The 15,822-nt window shown below is 74.9% G+C and carries 13 protein-coding genes and 1 pseudogene; 1 reads left to right on the forward strand and 13 read right to left on the reverse strand.

Going from position 1 to position 15,822, the window contains the following annotated elements:
• Positions 1 to 13: 13 nt before the first annotated feature.
• Positions 14 to 958 carry a hypothetical protein gene (locus ACTJIY_RS11490; protein ID WP_440674443.1) on the reverse strand — a complete coding sequence of 315 codons (945 nt, stop codon included), beginning with the start codon at positions 956 to 958 and terminating at the stop codon, positions 14 to 16.
• A 78-nt stretch (positions 959 to 1,036) separates the two neighbouring features.
• On the reverse strand, positions 1,037 to 1,732 hold the full coding sequence (locus tag ACTJIY_RS11495; RefSeq protein ID WP_440674444.1) for a hypothetical protein: 696 nt from the start codon (positions 1,730 to 1,732) through the stop codon (positions 1,037 to 1,039).
• A 161-nt stretch (positions 1,733 to 1,893) separates the two neighbouring features.
• On the opposite strand from ACTJIY_RS11495, the gene ACTJIY_RS11500 reads away from it, so the two are divergent.
• Positions 1,894 to 2,697: an exodeoxyribonuclease III gene (locus tag ACTJIY_RS11500; RefSeq protein WP_440674445.1), complete on the forward strand. Its 804-nt coding sequence runs from the start codon at positions 1,894 to 1,896 to the stop codon at positions 2,695 to 2,697.
• A 94-nt stretch (positions 2,698 to 2,791) separates the two neighbouring features.
• Here the strand turns inward: ACTJIY_RS11500 and galK are convergent, their stop codons facing one another.
• The 11 genes and pseudogenes from galK to ACTJIY_RS11555 all read right to left on the reverse strand — a co-directional run bounded on the left by galK (position 2,792) and on the right by ACTJIY_RS11555 (position 15,762).
• Complete coding sequence (gene galK / locus ACTJIY_RS11505; RefSeq protein ID WP_440674480.1) at positions 2,792 to 4,141, reverse strand: galactokinase; 1,350 nt, start codon at positions 4,139 to 4,141, stop codon at positions 2,792 to 2,794.
• Positions 4,115 to 5,317, reverse strand: a pseudogene (gene galT / locus ACTJIY_RS11510) (galactose-1-phosphate uridylyltransferase); the annotation flags it as partial. The gene galK and the pseudogene galT, both read right to left, overlap by 27 nt.
• Before the next feature lie 54 nt (positions 5,318 to 5,371).
• A complete protein-coding gene (locus ACTJIY_RS11515) occupies positions 5,372 to 6,145 on the reverse strand; it encodes a DeoR/GlpR family DNA-binding transcription regulator (RefSeq protein ID WP_253050915.1) in 774 nt (257 codons plus the stop codon).
• Positions 6,146 to 6,299: 154 nt separating this feature from the next.
• Complete coding sequence (locus ACTJIY_RS11520) at positions 6,300 to 7,532, reverse strand: ABC transporter permease (RefSeq protein ID WP_253051430.1); 1,233 nt, start codon at positions 7,530 to 7,532, stop codon at positions 6,300 to 6,302.
• Positions 7,533 to 7,600: 68 nt separating this feature from the next.
• On the reverse strand, positions 7,601 to 8,251 hold the full coding sequence (locus ACTJIY_RS11525; protein WP_253051431.1) for an ABC transporter ATP-binding protein: 651 nt from the start codon (positions 8,249 to 8,251) through the stop codon (positions 7,601 to 7,603).
• Between the two features lie 152 nt (positions 8,252 to 8,403).
• Positions 8,404 to 9,981, reverse strand: a complete 1,578-nt coding sequence (locus ACTJIY_RS11530; RefSeq protein WP_440674446.1) for a hypothetical protein — start codon at positions 9,979 to 9,981, stop codon at positions 8,404 to 8,406.
• On the reverse strand, positions 9,978 to 10,949 hold the full coding sequence (locus tag ACTJIY_RS11535; RefSeq protein ID WP_440674447.1) for a hypothetical protein: 972 nt from the start codon (positions 10,947 to 10,949) through the stop codon (positions 9,978 to 9,980). The genes ACTJIY_RS11530 and ACTJIY_RS11535 overlap by 4 nt, the downstream gene beginning before the upstream one ends.
• Before the next feature lie 76 nt (positions 10,950 to 11,025).
• Positions 11,026 to 12,237, reverse strand: a complete 1,212-nt coding sequence (locus ACTJIY_RS11540) for an ABC transporter permease (RefSeq protein WP_440674448.1) — start codon at positions 12,235 to 12,237, stop codon at positions 11,026 to 11,028.
• On the reverse strand, positions 12,234 to 13,121 hold the full coding sequence (locus ACTJIY_RS11545) for an ABC transporter ATP-binding protein (protein ID WP_440674449.1): 888 nt from the start codon (positions 13,119 to 13,121) through the stop codon (positions 12,234 to 12,236). Before ACTJIY_RS11545 ends, ACTJIY_RS11540 begins: the two co-directional genes overlap by 4 nt.
• Complete coding sequence (locus ACTJIY_RS11550; protein ID WP_440674450.1) at positions 13,118 to 14,137, reverse strand: efflux RND transporter periplasmic adaptor subunit; 1,020 nt, start codon at positions 14,135 to 14,137, stop codon at positions 13,118 to 13,120. The genes ACTJIY_RS11545 and ACTJIY_RS11550 overlap by 4 nt, the downstream gene beginning before the upstream one ends.
• A gap of 476 nt (positions 14,138 to 14,613) precedes the next feature.
• Entirely contained in the window at positions 14,614 to 15,762 is a 1,149-nt protein-coding gene (locus ACTJIY_RS11555) for an Mrp/NBP35 family ATP-binding protein (protein ID WP_253050921.1), read from the reverse strand.
• Positions 15,763 to 15,822: the final 60 nt, after the last annotated feature.

The raw sequence follows: 15,822 nt of genomic DNA on the forward strand, positions 1-15,822 counted from the left end.
TCGTGCGTGGTGGTCAGCGGGTGGTGGTCGGCCGGCCGTGCGGCCAGGCAGCGGCACGGGCCGCGGCGAGCGTCTCGGGGGTCGGGGGTGCGGCGGCGACGTCGGCGTCGGCGTCGTCGAGCAGTTGCCGCGACGTCGTGACCGGGCGGACGACCGTCCGGGGTGTGGGTGCCGGCGTCGGGCCGGTCTGCGCGAGCGCGGTGAGGCGGTAGCGCAGCAGGCCCGGCCCGCGGGCGCCGGTCCAGTCCTGGGCGGCGAGCTCGCGGGCGACGTCGTCGGGCGTCCACCCGGCGGCGCGTAGCTCGCGGGCGTGCCGACGGACCGCCGTGGCCGCCAGGCCGCGGGCGAGGGGGTGGGTCCGGATCTCCTCCACCACCCCGGCGAGCAGGGCGTCCCGCTCGCCGGGGGAGTCGTCGACGACGGCGAGCGACCTTGTGGGGGGATGGGGCAGGGGATGGGACAGGGGATCCGGCACGCCTCGCGACACCCTTTCGTCGCGAGGCGACACGAGTTCGTCGCGAGGCGACACCTGTCGCGGCGCTCGCGGCTCGTGCTCCTGGTGCTCGACGACGTCGACGTCGTCGACCTGGTCGTCGTGCTCGAGCTCGGCGGCGTCGGTGCCGGGCGTGGTGAGCGCGTAGCGGGTCGTGGAGCCGCGCACGCCGGCCGAGGTGAGGGTGAGCCACCCGGCGTCGCGCAGGCGCCGCACGGCGGCCGTCGTGGCGGTCCTGCCGAGGCTCGTGCGCGTCTGCAGGCGCTCGGCGGCGACCCACACCCGCAGCGGGCCGGCGGACGCGTGGTCGGCGTAGGCGAGCGCGACGAGCTTGTCCGTCGCGCGGAGGTCGCGTGAGGCCCACACCGCGTCGCGCCACGCGTTCACGTAGCGGCGTGCGGACGTCGTCGAGTCGGGCGCCGTCGGCGCCGTGGGCAGGGTGCTGCTAGCGTGGGCGAGAGCCATCGCAGAGGGTCCGTTCCTCTAGTGGTGGTCAGGCCCCGCTCGGTGTTGGTAGCACCGGCCGGGGCCGTTCTGTTGGGGTCAGGGGGTCGTCGTCGACCCGGGGTCGGTGAAGCGGGCCAGGAGCTCGCGCGCGGTTGCGACGTCGGCATCATCGACGTGCTTGTCGTACATCCAGGTCCGCCCTTCACCGGGCGGTGTGAGTGCTTGCGTGATGGCCTCCGCGGACGCTTCAAGCCCGTACCGGGTGGACTCCGAGATGTTCGCGCCCTCGAGCTCCGCGGGGAAGATGTCACGCAGCTCGTCGTCGTCGTATCCGAGCAAGTAGGTCAGCACGTGCCCAAACTCGTGTCGCACGGCCGTGCGCACGTCTGTGTCGAGCTGGACCCGGGTTCGCTCCTCCGGGTCGAGGTCGTCGGTGTACGTCGCAACGTTCGGGTCGATCACGATCAGCGGCCGGTCGCCCTCGGCCTCTGCGGCGGTGTACGCGATACCCCACGAACCGTCGTATGGGGGCTCGAGGACCCACGTCAGCTCACACGCGGGTAGCCCCGCAGCCACCAGGCGCGACACCTCGTCCCAGATGATCCGCTCGGCCTTGCTCTGCTCGCCATGCTGCACGCACGGCGCGGGCGGATACCCCGTCTCGAGAGGTCGAAAGGCAGCTCGAGCAACGGGGGCGTCGGCGCTCGCGGCCGAGGCGACGAACACGGCTGGCGCGGCGAGCACCAGGACAGCGGCGATCGCGCGACGTCGCGCCCGCCCCCATCGGCTCACGCGTGTCAGCGAAGCGCGGAACGCTCCGGTCGGCATGTCGAGAGCGGGTGAAACTCCGGCGCTCGCAGCCGGGCGCCCGCGGGTCGGGCGGCGACGGTGACGGGGTGTCGCGGACGGCATGATGGACTCCTTGCCTGGTCACCCCCCGAGGAGAGTGCCGTTTGCACACCATCGCCACCGCCAACGTCAACGGGATCCGTGCCGCCTACCGCCGCGGGATGGACGCCTGGATCGCGTCCCGCACGCCCGACGTCCTCCTGCTCCAGGAGGTCCGCGCCCCCGACTCGATCGTGAACGACCTCCTCGACGGGTGGCACGTCGCGCACCAGGCGTGCGACATCAAGGGCCGGGCCGGCGTCGCCGTCGCCTCGCGGCTGCCCGTCTCGGCGGTGCGCGTCGGGCTGGGCGCCGGCGAGCCGGAGCCGCCCGTCGACACGGGCCGCTGGGTGGAGGCGGACCTCGAGCTGCCCGACGGCGGTCGCCTCACCGTGGTCTCCGCGTACATCCACTCCGGCACCGTGAGCCAGCCGGAGACGATGGTGGCCAAGTACGCCTACCTCGAGAAGGTCACCGCGCGCCTGCACGAACTCGCGGCCACGGGGGAGAAGGTGGTCCTGGCGGGCGACCTCAACATCGCCCACCACAACGTCGACATCAAGAACTGGAAGGGCAACCTCAAGAGCGCCGGCTTCCTCCCGGAGGAGCGCGCGTACGTCGACACCTGGCTCGACCAGATCGGCCTCGTCGACCTCGGCCGCGTCCACGGCGGCGAGGGCCCCGGCCCGTTCACGTGGTGGTCGTGGCGCGGGCGCGCGTTCGACAACGACTCGGGCTGGCGCATCGACTACCAGCTCGCCACGCCGTCGCTCGCCGAGCGCGCCGTCAAGGTCGAGGTCGACCGCGCGCCGACGCACGACGAGCGCTGGAGCGACCACGCTCCCCTCGTCGCCACGTACGACGTCTGAGACGTTCCGCCCCCGCCGAGCACGACATGAGGGTCGTCATGTGCCGCATCGCGACCCTCATGTCGTGCTCGGCGGCGTGTGACGTCGTGTCGGGTCAGGCGACGCGCTCGGCTGGGGCGGACGGGGTCGCGAGGAGGAAGCCGGGGGCGCCGAGGCCCTCGCGCTCGAACGCCGCGCGGACGGCGTCGGCGACGACCTCGACCTGGTCGGCGCGGACGAGCGCGATCGCGGACCCGCCGAACCCGCCGCCGGTCATGCGCGCGCCGAGGGCGCCGGCGACGCGCGCGGCGTCCACGGCGACGTCGAGCTCGACGCTCGAGACCTCGTAGTCGTCGCGCAGCGACGCGTGCGACGCGTTCATGAGCGGCCCGATCGCGCCGGGACGGCCGTCGCGCAGGAGCGCGACGACGTCGCGGACGCGGCCGATCTCCGTGACGACGTGGCACACCCGGCGGCGCGTGACGTCGTCGGGCAGCTTCTCCAGGGCGACGGCGAGGGTGGCCGCAGGGTCGTCGCTCGCGGCGACGTCGTCCGCGAGCTCGCGCAGGGAGTCCAGCCCGAGCGTGCGGGCGGCGTCCTCGCACGTGGCGCGGCGCGCGGCGTACTGGCCGTCGACGAGCCGGTGCTCGGCGCGCGTGTCGACGACGAGCAGGGCCAGCCCCGCGGCGTCCAGGTCGAACGGCACCTGCTCGGCGGACGCGACGGGGTCGAGCCCGGGACGGCAGTCGAGGAGGAGCGCGTGGCCGGCGTGCGCGCGCAGGGACGCGGACTGGTCCATGCCGCCCGTCGGGGCGCCCGCGATCTCGTTCTCGGCGCGGACGCTCGCCGCCGCCAGGGCGGCGCGGCCGGCGTCGGTCGCGGCCAGGCCGAGCCCGGCGACGTCGTCGAGCGCGACCGCGACCGCGCACTCGAGCGCGGCCGACGAGGAGAGCCCGGCCCCGAACGGGACGCTCGAGTCGACCGCCGCGTCGAAGCCCCTGATCGCGCCGGGGTCGGTGCCCTGGGCGAGGAGGTGCTCGCGCAGTGCCCAGGCGACGCCCGCGACGTACGATCCCCAGCCCGCGACCGTGCCCGGGGCCACGTCGTCGAGCGTCGTCGTCCACGTCTCGCCGGGCGCCTGGGCCGACGCGAGCCGGACGACCGAGTCCGGGCGCGGGCGCAGCGCGACGTACGTGCGGTGGGGGAGCGCGACCGGCAGGCACAGGCCCGCGTTGTAGTCGGTGTGCTCGCCGATGAGGTTGACGCGACCGGGCGCCGCCCAGACGTGGACGTCGTCCTCGTGCTCGCCGCCGGTGCCGTCACCGGCGCGGGCGTCGGCCGCGTCGGCGCCGAACGCCGTGGCGAAGACCGCGCGAGCCCGGGCGGCGCCGTCGTCGTCGGACCACGAGCGGACCCACCCGCGCGCCGCGCTCGACGGCGCGAGCTCCTGGAGCCGCGCCGCGATCCGCTCGGGCGTCGTGTCGCTGATCCACGCGCCCATGCCGGACTCCGAGCCGGCGAGGTACTTGAGCTTCCCCGGCGCGCGCAGGACCGAGAAGACCTGGAGGTGCAGCCGCGCGAGGGTGACGTCGTCGGTGCCGCCGTCCGCGACGGAGCGGCCCTCGTGCGCCGGCGCCTGGTGCCACGCGGCGATGTAGGGGAGCGGGATGGGGTCGCCGTCGGCCGTCTCGAAGAACCGGTCGAGGCGGCGCAGGAGCTCGAGGTAGGCGGTCGCGAGGTCGTCGCGCTCGGCGTCGGTGAGGGCCGGCAGGTCGGGCACGTCGCGTCGCGGGACGAGGTGGACCTCGACGGGCCAGCGCGCCGCGAACGGCACGTAGGCGACCCAGTGCTCGGTCTCGAGCACGACGCGGCGCCCGTCCGCGAGCTCGGAGTCGAGCACGTCGCGCAGCAGGTTGCGGCCCGTGCGGCGGTGGTGCTCGCGCGCCTCGTCGAGCAGCGCGCGCGTGCGGGGCGTGACGTACGGGTAGCCGTAGATCTGCCCGTGCGGGTGGTGCAGCGTGACGCCGATCTCCTGCCCGCGGTTCTCGAAGCAGAAGACCTGCTCGACGCCCGGCACGGCCCCCAGGGCGGCCGTGCGGTCGGCCCACGCGTCGATGATCGTGCGCACGCGCTGCGGCGAGAGCGCGCCGAACGACGTGCGGTGGTCGCTCGAGAAGCACACGACCTCGCACCGGCCCGCGGCCGGGGCGTGGACCTGGAGCGGCGCGTCCTCGACGACGGCGTCCTCGACCCCGGGGACGCGCTGCAGCGACGGGAAGCGGTTCTCGAAGACGACGACGTCGTAGTCGGTGTCGGGGACCTCGCCGTCGGAGTACGCCGCACCGGGACGCGCGGGGCACAGCGGGCACGAGTCGGCCGCGGGGAGGAACGTGCGGTTCATCCGGTGCGCGGCGAGCGGGATCCAGTCGCCCGTGAGCGGGTCGCGGCGCATCTCGGGGCCGACGTACGGGCGCGGGGTCCCGTCGGGGCCGGGCACCGGGGCGAACCGGTCGGGCAGCGGCCGCGGGTCGTCGAGCCGACGTGAGCGCTCACCCGAGACGTACGCGGGCGAGTCGTCGAAGTAGACGAGCTCGCGGCCGTCGGCGAGGCGGGTCGAGGTGCGGCGCAGGTGGGGGTTCATGCGTGCGGTGTTCCGATCGCGGTGCGGTGGGGAGGAGGCGGCTGCGGTCCGCCGTCAGGTGACGACGAGCTGCTCGACGAGGTCCTGCACACGCGCGCGCTCGTCCTCGGCGAGACCGGCGTCGGTGATGAGGACGTCCACGTCGGCGAAGGTCGCGAAGACGCGCAGGCCGGTCGTGTGCCACTTCGTGTGGTCGGCGAGGACGACGGTACGGCCCGCGGACTCGATGAGCGCGCGGTTGGTCGCGGCCTCGTCCAGGTTCGGCGTCGTGAGCCCGATCTCCGGGTCCACACCGTGCGCGCCGACGAACGCGAGGTCGACGCGCAGGCCCGCGAGCGCGGCCTCCGCGAGGGGGCCGACGAGCGCGTCGGACGGGGTGCGGCTGCCGCCGGTGAGGATCGTCTCCAGGCGCGGGTCGTTCGCCCGGTGCAGGATCTCGGCGACCGGGAGGGAGTTCGTCACGACCGTCAGGGGGCGCAGCGCGGGGTCCGCGGCGATACGGGCGGCGAGCAGGTGCGTCGTCGTGCCGGCGCTGAGCGCCACCGACGCGTTCGCGGTGATGAGCCGGGCGGCGGCCGTCGCGATGGCCTCCTTCTCCGCGGCCTCGCGCGAGCTCTTGGCGGCGAAGCCGGGCTCGTGCGCGGTCGTGTGGGGGGCGACGGCGCCCCCGTGGACCTTGCGGACGAGGCCCTGGTCGGCGAGCTCGACGAGGTCGCGCCGGATCGTCATGTCCGACACCCCGAGCTCTCGGGTCAGGTCGCCGATGCGGACCGCGCCGTGGTCCCGGATCTCCGCGAGGATGCGCTCCTGGCGCTGTGAGGCGAGCATGCGACCAGTATTGTCCACATCGCCGAGAAATCCAACACGATCGAACACGACCAAACATCGGGTTGCTTGCGCGCAGGCCGACGACGACGGGTCGCCCGGCGGGTCGCCCGGTCGGGAACTCGTCCCGACCGGGCGACCCGCGCGACCCGCGCGGTCAGGTCCCGCCGCGGAGCGCCGCGATCGGCTCGATCGCCGCGGCCTTGAGGGCCGGGTAGGTGCCGGCGAGGAGGCCGACCACGCCGCCGAGGAGCGCCGCACCGAGGGCCATGCGGACGTCGAGGATCGGCGTCCACTCCTGCACCACGGAGACGACGACCACCGCCATCACGCCCAGCGCGGCCCCGACGAGGCCGCCCAGCAGCCCGACGACGACCGACTCCACGACGAACTGCGCACCGATGTCGCGTCGGGTCGCCCCCAGCGCGCGCCGCAGCCCGATCTCGCCGACCCGCTCCATGACGGAGAGCAGCGTGATGTTGGCGATCCCCACCCCGCCGACGAGGAGCGCGATGCCGCCGAGCGCGAGGAAGATCGCGTTGACGTCCGCCTGGACGTTCTCCCGCAGCGCCGAGCCCGAGGTGGGCGCCTTGACGACGAAGCCCTCCGGGGCGTTGGGGTCCAGCGCGACGGGCGCCTGCCGCGCCACGACGCTCCCCGCGCCCGTCGCGATCCGCAGCTGCAGCTCCTCCGGGGCGCCGACCCCGAAGTCGGCGCGCGCCGTCCCGGCGGGGAGGATCACGGCGTCCAGCAGGTCGGTGCGACGCTGCACGTCGTCGACGATCCCCATCACCGTGTACGACCGCTCGCCCACGAAGACCGACGGCTGACGGTCCACGCGGTTGATCCCGAGCCGCTCGGCCGCGCGGGCCCCGAGGACCGCGACACGGTCGGCGCGCGCGTCGTGCCCGGCGTCGAAGAACCGACCGGTGACGACCTCGCCCCGCACCGCGCCCAGGAGCCCCGGCGTCGCGGCGACGACGTCCGGGCTTGCCTGGGCGGCGACGGACGGGTCGTTGACGGGCACCGCCGTGACGGACGCCCCCGCGACGTCCACGGCCGCGACCGCCCCTGCCTCCTCGACGCCTGCGAGGCGCAGCACGCGCTCGGGGCCGTCCCACGGGAGCCGCGCGACGGCGCGCTCCTCGCCCGACATGAGCGTCGTCGTCTTCGGCTCGACGACGACCTGCGTCGCCGCGACCGCGTCGAACTGCTTGCTGATCTGCCCGGCGGCGGTCTGCGCGAGGCCTACCGTCACGACGACGGACGCGATCCCCAGGACGGTCCCGAGCACGGTGAGCAGGAGCCGGCCGGGCCGCGCGGCGATCCCGTGCGCCGCCTCGGCGAAGAGGTCGCGCGCCCCGAACCGGTCGCGCCCGCGCACCCGCAGCCGGGCGTCGCGCCCGGGACGCGCGGCGCCCCGCCGGCGCGCGTGCCGGACCCGGTCCCACGGCGCCCTCACCGGTCCAGCTCCTCGAGCCGGCCGTCCGCGATCCGCACGCGCCGCTCGGCGCGCGCGGAGACGACCGGGTCGTGCGTGATGACGGCCAGCGTGAGCCCGTCCCCGTGGAGCTCGTCGAACAGGTCCATGACCTCCGCCGAGTTCGTCGAGTCGAGGTTGCCCGTGGGCTCGTCCGCGAGCAGCAGGTGCGGCGCGGCGACGATCGCCCGGGCGACCGCGACCCGCTGGCGCTCGCCCCCCGAGAGGGTGGTCGGGTGGAACGTCGTCCGGTGCGTGAGGTGCACGCGTTCGAGCGCCGTGCGGGCCCGCTCCTCGCGCTCCCCGCGCGGCACGCCGCTGTACAGGGTCGCGAGCAGGACGTTGTCGAGCACCGTGCGCTGCGGCAGCAGGTGGAAGGACTGGAAGACGAAGCCGATCCGACCGCCGCGCAGGCTCGAGCGCACCGACTCCGACGCGCTCCCGGTCGGGACGCCGTCGAGCAGGTACTCGCCCGACGTCGGCCGGTCGAGGAGGCCCAGGATGTTGAGCAGCGTGGACTTGCCCGAGCCCGACGGGCCGATGATCGACACGTACTCGCCGGGGTCCACGCGCAGGCTCACTCCCCGGAGCGCGTCCACCCGGGGCGGACCCGGGAAGCTGCGCGACACGTCGACGAGGTCGACGACGGCGGCGGGGACGCTCCCGCCCCCGGTGCCGTCGGCCGACCCGTCGGTCGACGTCGTGCCGTCGGGCGGTCCCGGGGCCACCGCGTCGGGGCCGCCGCCGGGATCGGTCCCCGGGAGCCCCAGCTCGGTCCAGGTCACTCGCCGACCACCACCAGGTCGCCCTCGTCGAGCTCGCCGTCGGCGGAGACGATCTCGACGAACCCTTGCGCCGCGAGCCCCGTCTCGACGTCCACGAGCTCGGTCGTCGCGTCCGCGCCCGACCCGCGCCGGACCTCGACGCGGGACTCGCCCCCCGGCCCCGCGGTGAGCGCCGCGAGCGGGACGGCGAGCACCTCGCCCCCCGTCGAGCTGACCGGGACGCGGATGCGCACGTTCTGGCCCTGCAGCGCGGTGACCTGCTCGGGCGTGAGGGCGTCGGGGGTCAGCGAGACCGTGAAGCGACCGGCGCCCCCGCCCTTCTCGTCGCCCTCGCCCTCGGCGTCCTTCGCCGCCGACGCCGGCTCGACCGCCGTCACGGTCGCCGTCGCCTCGGAGTCGTCCGGCAGCGTGAGCGTCGCGGCCGCTCCGACCTCGAGCAGCTCGGCGTCGGACGCCGCCGCCGACGCCTCGAGCACGAGCGTCGCCCCGGACACGGACATGACCGGACCCTCGATCGTGCTGCCCCGCTCGACCTGCACCTCGTCGACGCGGCGGGGCAGCCCGGCGAGGAAGAGGACCTCGCTCGCCGGCAGCGCCGTGAGGGTCTGCGTCCGCGCCTCCTCGAGGGCCTCCTGCGCGTCGGCGAGCTGGCGCCGCGCCGACTCGACGCCCGCGCTCTCCGCCGCGGTCTGGCGCGGACGGTCGAGCTCGGCCCGCTGCGCCTGCGCGAGCCGGAGCTCGTCCTGCGCGCCCGCGACGTCGCCGCCCTCGGCCTGCGCCGCCGCCACCGCGCGCTCCGCGGCACGCACGGCGTTGTCGGCCTGCAGCTTCTCCACGTCGGTCGCCCCGGTCTGCGCCGCCGCGAGCGCGGCGCGCGCCCCGTCGAGCGCGTCCTCCGCCGCGCGCACGCCCTCGCGCGCGCTCGACAGCGCGAGCGCGGCCTCCTCCGCGGCCGACGGTGCCGGGTAGCCGACCTGCGCGTAGAGCTTCTCGACGGCGGTGGCCGTCGCGGCGTCGTACAGGTCGCTGTCGGCGCGCCCGGGGTCGATGCCCACGGCACCGAGCGCCGCCTTGAGCTGGAGCACGTCGGGACCGGAGACCCCCACGCGCAGCGACCGGTACGCCGGGAGCTCGCCCGGGAGCACGATCACCGGACGTCCCGCGATCTCCAGCGCGACGCCCGCCGCGCCCAGCTCGGCGCCGACCTCGGGGACCTGCCCCGTGACGACGGCGGGACCACCCAGGTCGCCGGTCTCGATCTTCACCGACACCGCGTCGTCGTACGTCGCGTCCGCGCGCAGCGTCACGTCGTTGGCGAGCGTCCGCCGCTCCACGGGCACGGTGATGAGGCCCGCCTCGGGAGGCTCGGCGTCGGCGGCCGCCTGCGCCGGCGAGACGACGAGCCGGCTGAGCACGATGCCCGCCACCAGGCTGAGGACCGCGACGCCGGCGACGAACCACACCAGGCGGTGCCCCGTCAGCGAGAGCCGGCGGCGCCCGCGGCCGTCCTGCGGGTCCGGCTCCGCGGGGTCCTCCGTCGCCGGGTCGAGGAGCCGGGTGTCGTCCACGCTCACCGCTGGGCCTCCGCCATGAGGTCGCGGATCGTCTCCAGCTCCGCCTGGTGCTCCTCGACGAAGGCCGTCTCGAGGTCGATCTGGACGTCCAGGTGCACCTCCTGGTAGCCGACCTCCTTCTGGCAGGCTGCGTCGGCGACGGCGGTGTCCCGCTCGAGGGTCTTGGCCGCCTCGAGGGTCTCCTCGCTCGGTCCCTCCGGGTCGGCACCCTCCCACAGCGCGTTCGAGCGCTCCATCATGTCGTCCATCGCCTCCTGCGGTGAGGCGTAGCCGGTGAAGCCCGCGTCGGCCATGCACTCGGCCCACGCGGAGTCGACCTCCTTGAGGCGCGGGTCGGCGGCGATGTCCTCGTAGAGCTGGGTCGTCGCCTCGTTGAACGCCGTCATCTCCTCGCTCTCCCAGAGGGCGTTCTGGTCGCCGTAGACCTCCTCCTGCGCGGCACCTTGGCAGCCGGCCGTGGACGGGTCGTACTCCGGCATCTCCTCGTCCTCGTCGTACTCCATGCTCGCCATGTCGCCGTAGAGCGCCTCGTAGTAGGCGGTCTGCTCCGACTCGGACATGGCCTCCACGTACTCCTGGTTCGGGTCGACCCAGGCGTCCATCTCCGCCTGCTCCTCCGCGGACGGCTCCTCGTAGATGGTGAAGCCGTACCCGTACTCCGCCGCGTACTGCTCCGGGTCGCGCTCGGCGTTCTCCTCGGACGTGAAGCTCATCCCGGACTGGTCGACCGGCTGGTACTCGAACCCCTGCTCGGTCATGCAGCGGGCGGTCGCCTCCTCGATCTCCCGCTGCTCCGCCTGCATCTTCTCCTCGTCCCAGTCCCCGTAGACGTCCTCGAAGAAGGCGGTCAGAGGGCTGTCCGCCTCGGAGGTCGACGGTTCTGCGCCCGACGAGCACGCCCCGAGCAGGAGCGCACCCCCCAGCACCATCGCGGTGGTGGTGGCGCGAGCCGTGAGTCGTCGTGTCATGTCGTGCATCCCCTGTCTGGTGTTCCTGGCTGTGGGCGGAGCGGTCGAGTACGTCGGACGTCGTCGTGACGGTCGGTCAGTAGCGGATGGCGTCGATCACCTTGACGCGGACGGCGACGAGCGCCGGGAGGAGACCCGCGAGCGCGCCGATCCCGACGGCGGCGAGCATCCCGGTCACCGCGGCGGAGAACGGGAAGCCGGGGGCGTCCTGGACGGCCGAGCCCATGAGCGCGTCGAGCGGGAGGTTGTGCAGCGCGACGACCGCGACGGTCACGCCCAGCACGCCCGCGACGGTCGTCGCGACGACGCTCTCCATCATCACGGAGAAGAAGACGCGGCCCGAGCTCGCCCCGAAGCTCCGGCGGATCCCGATCTCGCGGATCCGGTAGCGCACGGTGACGAGCGCGATGTTGACGAGCCCGAGCCCGCCGAGCAGGAGCGCGATCACGCTGACGCCGAGCACGACCCAGCGGATCGCACCGTCGACCACGCCGTAGCTCGCCGAGTCGGACCGGTAGACCTCGGCCTGCGTGCCGCTGATCGCGCCCGCGACGTCACGCTGGATCGCCTCGACGAGCCCGTCGGCGAGCTCGTCGGGGACCCACAGCTCGAGCCGCGGCGGCCCGGTCATCTCCAGCGACTCCGGGGTGACCCAGGCCGACTGGGCGTCCACGAGGACGTAGGCCTGCGGCTCGGCCTGCGGCCAGTCGTCCGGGAACGCCCCGACGACGGTCGCGACCACCGGGTTGTCGCCCCCGATCGTCACGGTCGGGTGCTCGGCCACGGCCACGCCGCCGAGCGCGTCGAGGAACGCCTGGTTGACGACGAGCGCGGGCGCGAGGCGGTCGGCGTCGGCGTCGGTGAACCACCGTCCCGACGTCACCTCGAAGCGGTGCATCGTGGCCCAGTCGGCCTCGACGCCGGTCGTGTAGACCTCGCGCGTGCCGTCGGGGAAGCGGACGGGCGCCGGCGCGTCGCGGAGCATCGACGAGTAGCCGATCGCGTAGCGCTCGACGACCTCGTCGAACACGCGCTCGTACTCCTCGGGCGCGGGCATGACGCTCCCGCTCTCGCCGGTCGGCCAGGCCGACACCTGGAGCGTGGCGGCGCGACCGCCCCAGCGGTCGTTCTGCTCGGCGGAGACCTGGCGCAGCATCTCGCCGGCCGCGGAGATCGCCGTGATCGCGCAGACCGCGACGGCGACGCCGACGAGCGCGAGCAGGACGCGGACCTTGTGGACCCGCAGCTCGTCCCACGCCTCGAGGACGGCGCCGACGACCCCGGTCACGCGGCGTCCCCCGCGCGGGGGGCGGAGCCGTGCGAGGCGACCAGGGGCCGCGCGACGTGCTCCGCCTGGTCGTCGCCGGCCTCCAGCGCGGGCGCGACGGCGCCCTCCGCCCCGGGGCCGTAGGGCCCTGCGGCGTCCTGGGTCCCGGGGTGTGCGCCCGGGGCGTCGAGCGACGCGAGCGAGCCGGCGCTGCGCGCGCTGATGGCGATCGGGGTGAGCACGCCGTCGGCGAGCCGGAACTGGCGGGCCGCGCGCGACGCGACCGCGAGGTCGTGCGTGATGGCGATGAGCGCCGACCCGTTCTCGCGCGCGATCGTGTCGAGCAGGTCCATGACCTCGCTGCCCGTGTCGACGTCGAGCGCGCCCGTGGGCTCGTCGGCGAGGATCACGCGGGGCACGCGCACGAGCGCACGGGCGATGGCGACGCGCTGCTGCTCGCCGCCCGAGAGCTTCTCCGGGCGGGTGTCGAGGCGGTCGCCGAGCCCGACGCGGTCGAGCATCTCCGCGGCCAGCGTCCGGCGCTGCCAGAACTGCCGGCCGCGCGCGTACATCAGCGGCGCGACGACGTTCTCGAGCGCCGTGCGGCCCTGGAGGAGGTTGAACTGCTGGAAGACGAACCCGAAGTCCGTCCCGCGGCGACGTGCCCGGGCGCGTCCGGAGAGCCGGCCGATGGGGACGCCGTCGAGCAGGTACTCGCCGCCGGTCGGGGTGTCGAGGAGCCCGAGGATGTTGAGCAGGGTGGACTTGCCGGTGCCCGACCGCCCGACGATCGAGACGTGCTCTCCGGCGTCGACGGTGAGGTCGATGCCGCGCAGGATCTCCAGCTCGCGGTCGTCGGGGAGGAGGACGGAGCGGGCGACCCCGCTCAGCTCCAGGAGGCTCATCCCCCGACCACCTCGCCGGTCAGGGGGTCGACGACCGGCACGACGTCCTGGCCGGGCACGAACTCGAGGACCTCGTCGCCCTCGGCGAGCCCCTCGGTGACCTGGACGACGCTGCCGTCGGTGAGGCCGAGGGCGACGGCGCGCTCCTCGGGCTCGCCGTCGGGGCCGACGACCCACACCTTGCCCTGCTCGACCCGGCCGAGCACCGCGGTCACGGGCACGACGAGGGCGCCCTCGACCGAGCCGGCGGTGATCTCGAGCTCGGCGGCGAGCCCGGCGAAGACGGTGACGTCGCCCGGCACGGCGCACGTGACGCTCGCCGAGGTCGCGCCCGCGGCGGGGTCGGTCGCGCCGTCCTCGGGCGTCCCGGCGGGAGCGGCGGCAGTGCCCATGCGCAGGTTCGTGCAGGTGAACGGTGCGGGCCCGCCGGTGACGGTGACCGTCGCCTCGGTCGGGATCTGGAGCAGGCGGAACTGCTGCTCGGCGACCATGCTGCCCGTGACGGAGAGCGTCCCGGGGGAGACCGACGCGAAGTCCTCGCCGACGGCGACCTCCTGGTCCTTCAGAGCGGTGAACGTGGCGACCGTGCCGGCGGTGGTGGCCTTCACGGTCTCCTTCGTCACCTTCGGCCGGCGCTCGGTGACCGTGACCTCGCCGGTCTCGGGGTCGGTCTTCGTCACCGGCTCCTGCGGCTCGGTGAGCGTCACCTCGAGCAGCGGCGCACCGGCCTCGACGACGTCGCCCGGCTGGGCGTGCACCGCCGTCACGACGCCGCGCTGCGTGACCTTCTGTGGCGCGGCCGGGTCCGCGACGATCTGCCCGGTCAGGGTGACGGTGTTGGTGACGTCGCCCGTGGTCACGGTCACGCGCGGCTCGACGAGCTCCGCGGACGGCACGGCCGGGTCCGCGGGGGGCTCGGGCGCCGACCGGAAGGCGATCACGGCGAGCGCGGCGGCGATGACCCCCCAGACGACGATGCGGAGGGCGGGGAAGACGATCCGGCGGGTGATACCCACGTGCGGGCTCCTGGGCGACGGTGACGGGACGACGGTGACGGTCGGTGAGGGGGTGCTGCGAGGGCGGTCGGGTGGACGCCCGGCCCGAGGCTAGGGGGTGCGGACCGGGGGCGTCGTCATCCCTGGGGAGGAGTTCCGTCGCGTTCTCTCCACCCAGAGGTCACCCATCGGTAACGGGCCGAACGCCCCCGCGTGGGGCGACGGGGAACGGGCGAGGGTGCGCGAAGGCGTGTGAGGGCGCAAGAGGGCAGCGTGGAGCAGCGACGACGCCACGACACGATCCCCCTCACCGGCCTGACGGCCGTCCCCCTGACGAGATGCGGGCGAGACTATACCGTGGCACGGAGAAAAGACAGGGGCCCTGCCGGACGACGAGGCACGTCGCCCGCCCGGCCCCCGGGGCTCCCCGTTCGGGCGCCCCGGCACGAGGCGTCAGGCGGCCCGGCAGGAGGCGTCAGGCGCCCCGGCAGGAGGCGTCAGACGACCGTGACCCCGAGCGAGCGCCCCGCGAGGCCGCGCGGCCTCCGCGCGAGCCCGAGCGCGACGTCGTGCAGCGCGACGGCCGCGGGCGAACCGGGCTCGGCGAGGACCACGGGGGTGCCGCCGTCGCCCGCCTCGCGCAGCGACACGTCGAGCGGGACCTGGCCGAGGAGCGGGACGTCGGTCCCGGTGGCGCGGGACAGGTTCGCCGCGACGCGCTCACCTCCGCCGGACCCGAAGACCTCCAGCCGCGACCCGTCGGGCTGCTCGAGCCACGACATGTTCTCGACGACGCCCACCACGCCCTGCTGCGTCTGCGTGGCGACCGAGCCCGCGCGCTCCGCGACCTCGGCGGCCGCGACCTGAGGCGTCGTGACCACGACGATCTCGCTGCCCGGCAGGAGCTGCGCCACGGAGATCGCGATGTCCCCCGTCCCGGGCGGCAGGTCGAGGAGCAGCACGTCGAGGTCGCCCCAGAACACGTCCGCGAGGAACTGCTGGAGCGCCCGGTGCAGCATGGGGCCACGCCACACGACCGGCTGGCCGGGCGGGACGAACATGCCGATCGAGACGACCTTCACCCCGTGCGCGATCGGCGGCAGGAGCATGTTGTCGACCCGCGTGGGCTGCCGGTCGACGCCGAGCATGCGCGGGATCGAGAACCCGTAGATGTCCGCGTCGACGACGCCGACCTCGAGGCCCTGCGCCGCGAGCGCGACCGCGAGGTTCGCCGTGACGGACGACTTGCCCACGCCGCCCTTGCCGGACGCGATCGCGTAGACCCTGGTCAGCGACTCCGGCTTCGCGAACGGGATCTCGGGCTCGCCCACGCCGCCGCGCAGCATCGTGCGCAGCTCGGCGCGCTGCTCCGCGCTCATGACGCCCAGGTCCACGCGCACGTCCGCCACGCCGTCGACCGCGCGCACGGCGGCGGCGACGTCGCGCGAGAGCGTGTCGCGCATCGGGCACGTCGCGACCGTGAGGTCCACGCCCACCGTCACGACGGCGCCCGGCGCCCCGGGCGCGACCGCGACCGAGCGGATCATGCCGAGGTCCGTGACGGGGCGGCGGATCTCCGGGTCGAGGACCGTGGTGAGGGCCTGCCGGACGGCGTGCTCGAGCGGGTCTGCAACAGGGTCGGGCATGGACCCATCGTAGGCGCGCCGGCGCCGCGGTCCGCCGGGCCCTAGGTCCCGGGACGGACG

Source organism: Cellulosimicrobium sp. 22598, assembly GCF_052044445.1.
Taxonomy (GTDB): domain Bacteria; phylum Actinomycetota; class Actinomycetes; order Actinomycetales; family Cellulomonadaceae; genus Cellulosimicrobium; species Cellulosimicrobium cellulans_G.

Coding starts and splice junctions, on each gene's coding strand:
- ACTJIY_RS11490 (WP_440674443.1), bottom strand. CDS start 958: ATGGCTCTCGCCCACGCTAGCAGCACCCTGCCCACGGCGCCGACGGCG.
- ACTJIY_RS11515 (WP_253050915.1), bottom strand. CDS start 6,145: ATGCTCGCCTCACAGCGCCAGGAGCGCATCCTCGCGGAGATCCGGGAC.
- ACTJIY_RS11535 (WP_440674447.1), bottom strand. CDS start 10,949: ATGACACGACGACTCACGGCTCGCGCCACCACCACCGCGATGGTGCTG.
- ACTJIY_RS11545 (WP_440674449.1), bottom strand. CDS start 13,121: ATGAGCCTCCTGGAGCTGAGCGGGGTCGCCCGCTCCGTCCTCCTCCCC.
- ACTJIY_RS11555 (WP_253050921.1), bottom strand. CDS start 15,762: ATGCCCGACCCTGTTGCAGACCCGCTCGAGCACGCCGTCCGGCAGGCC.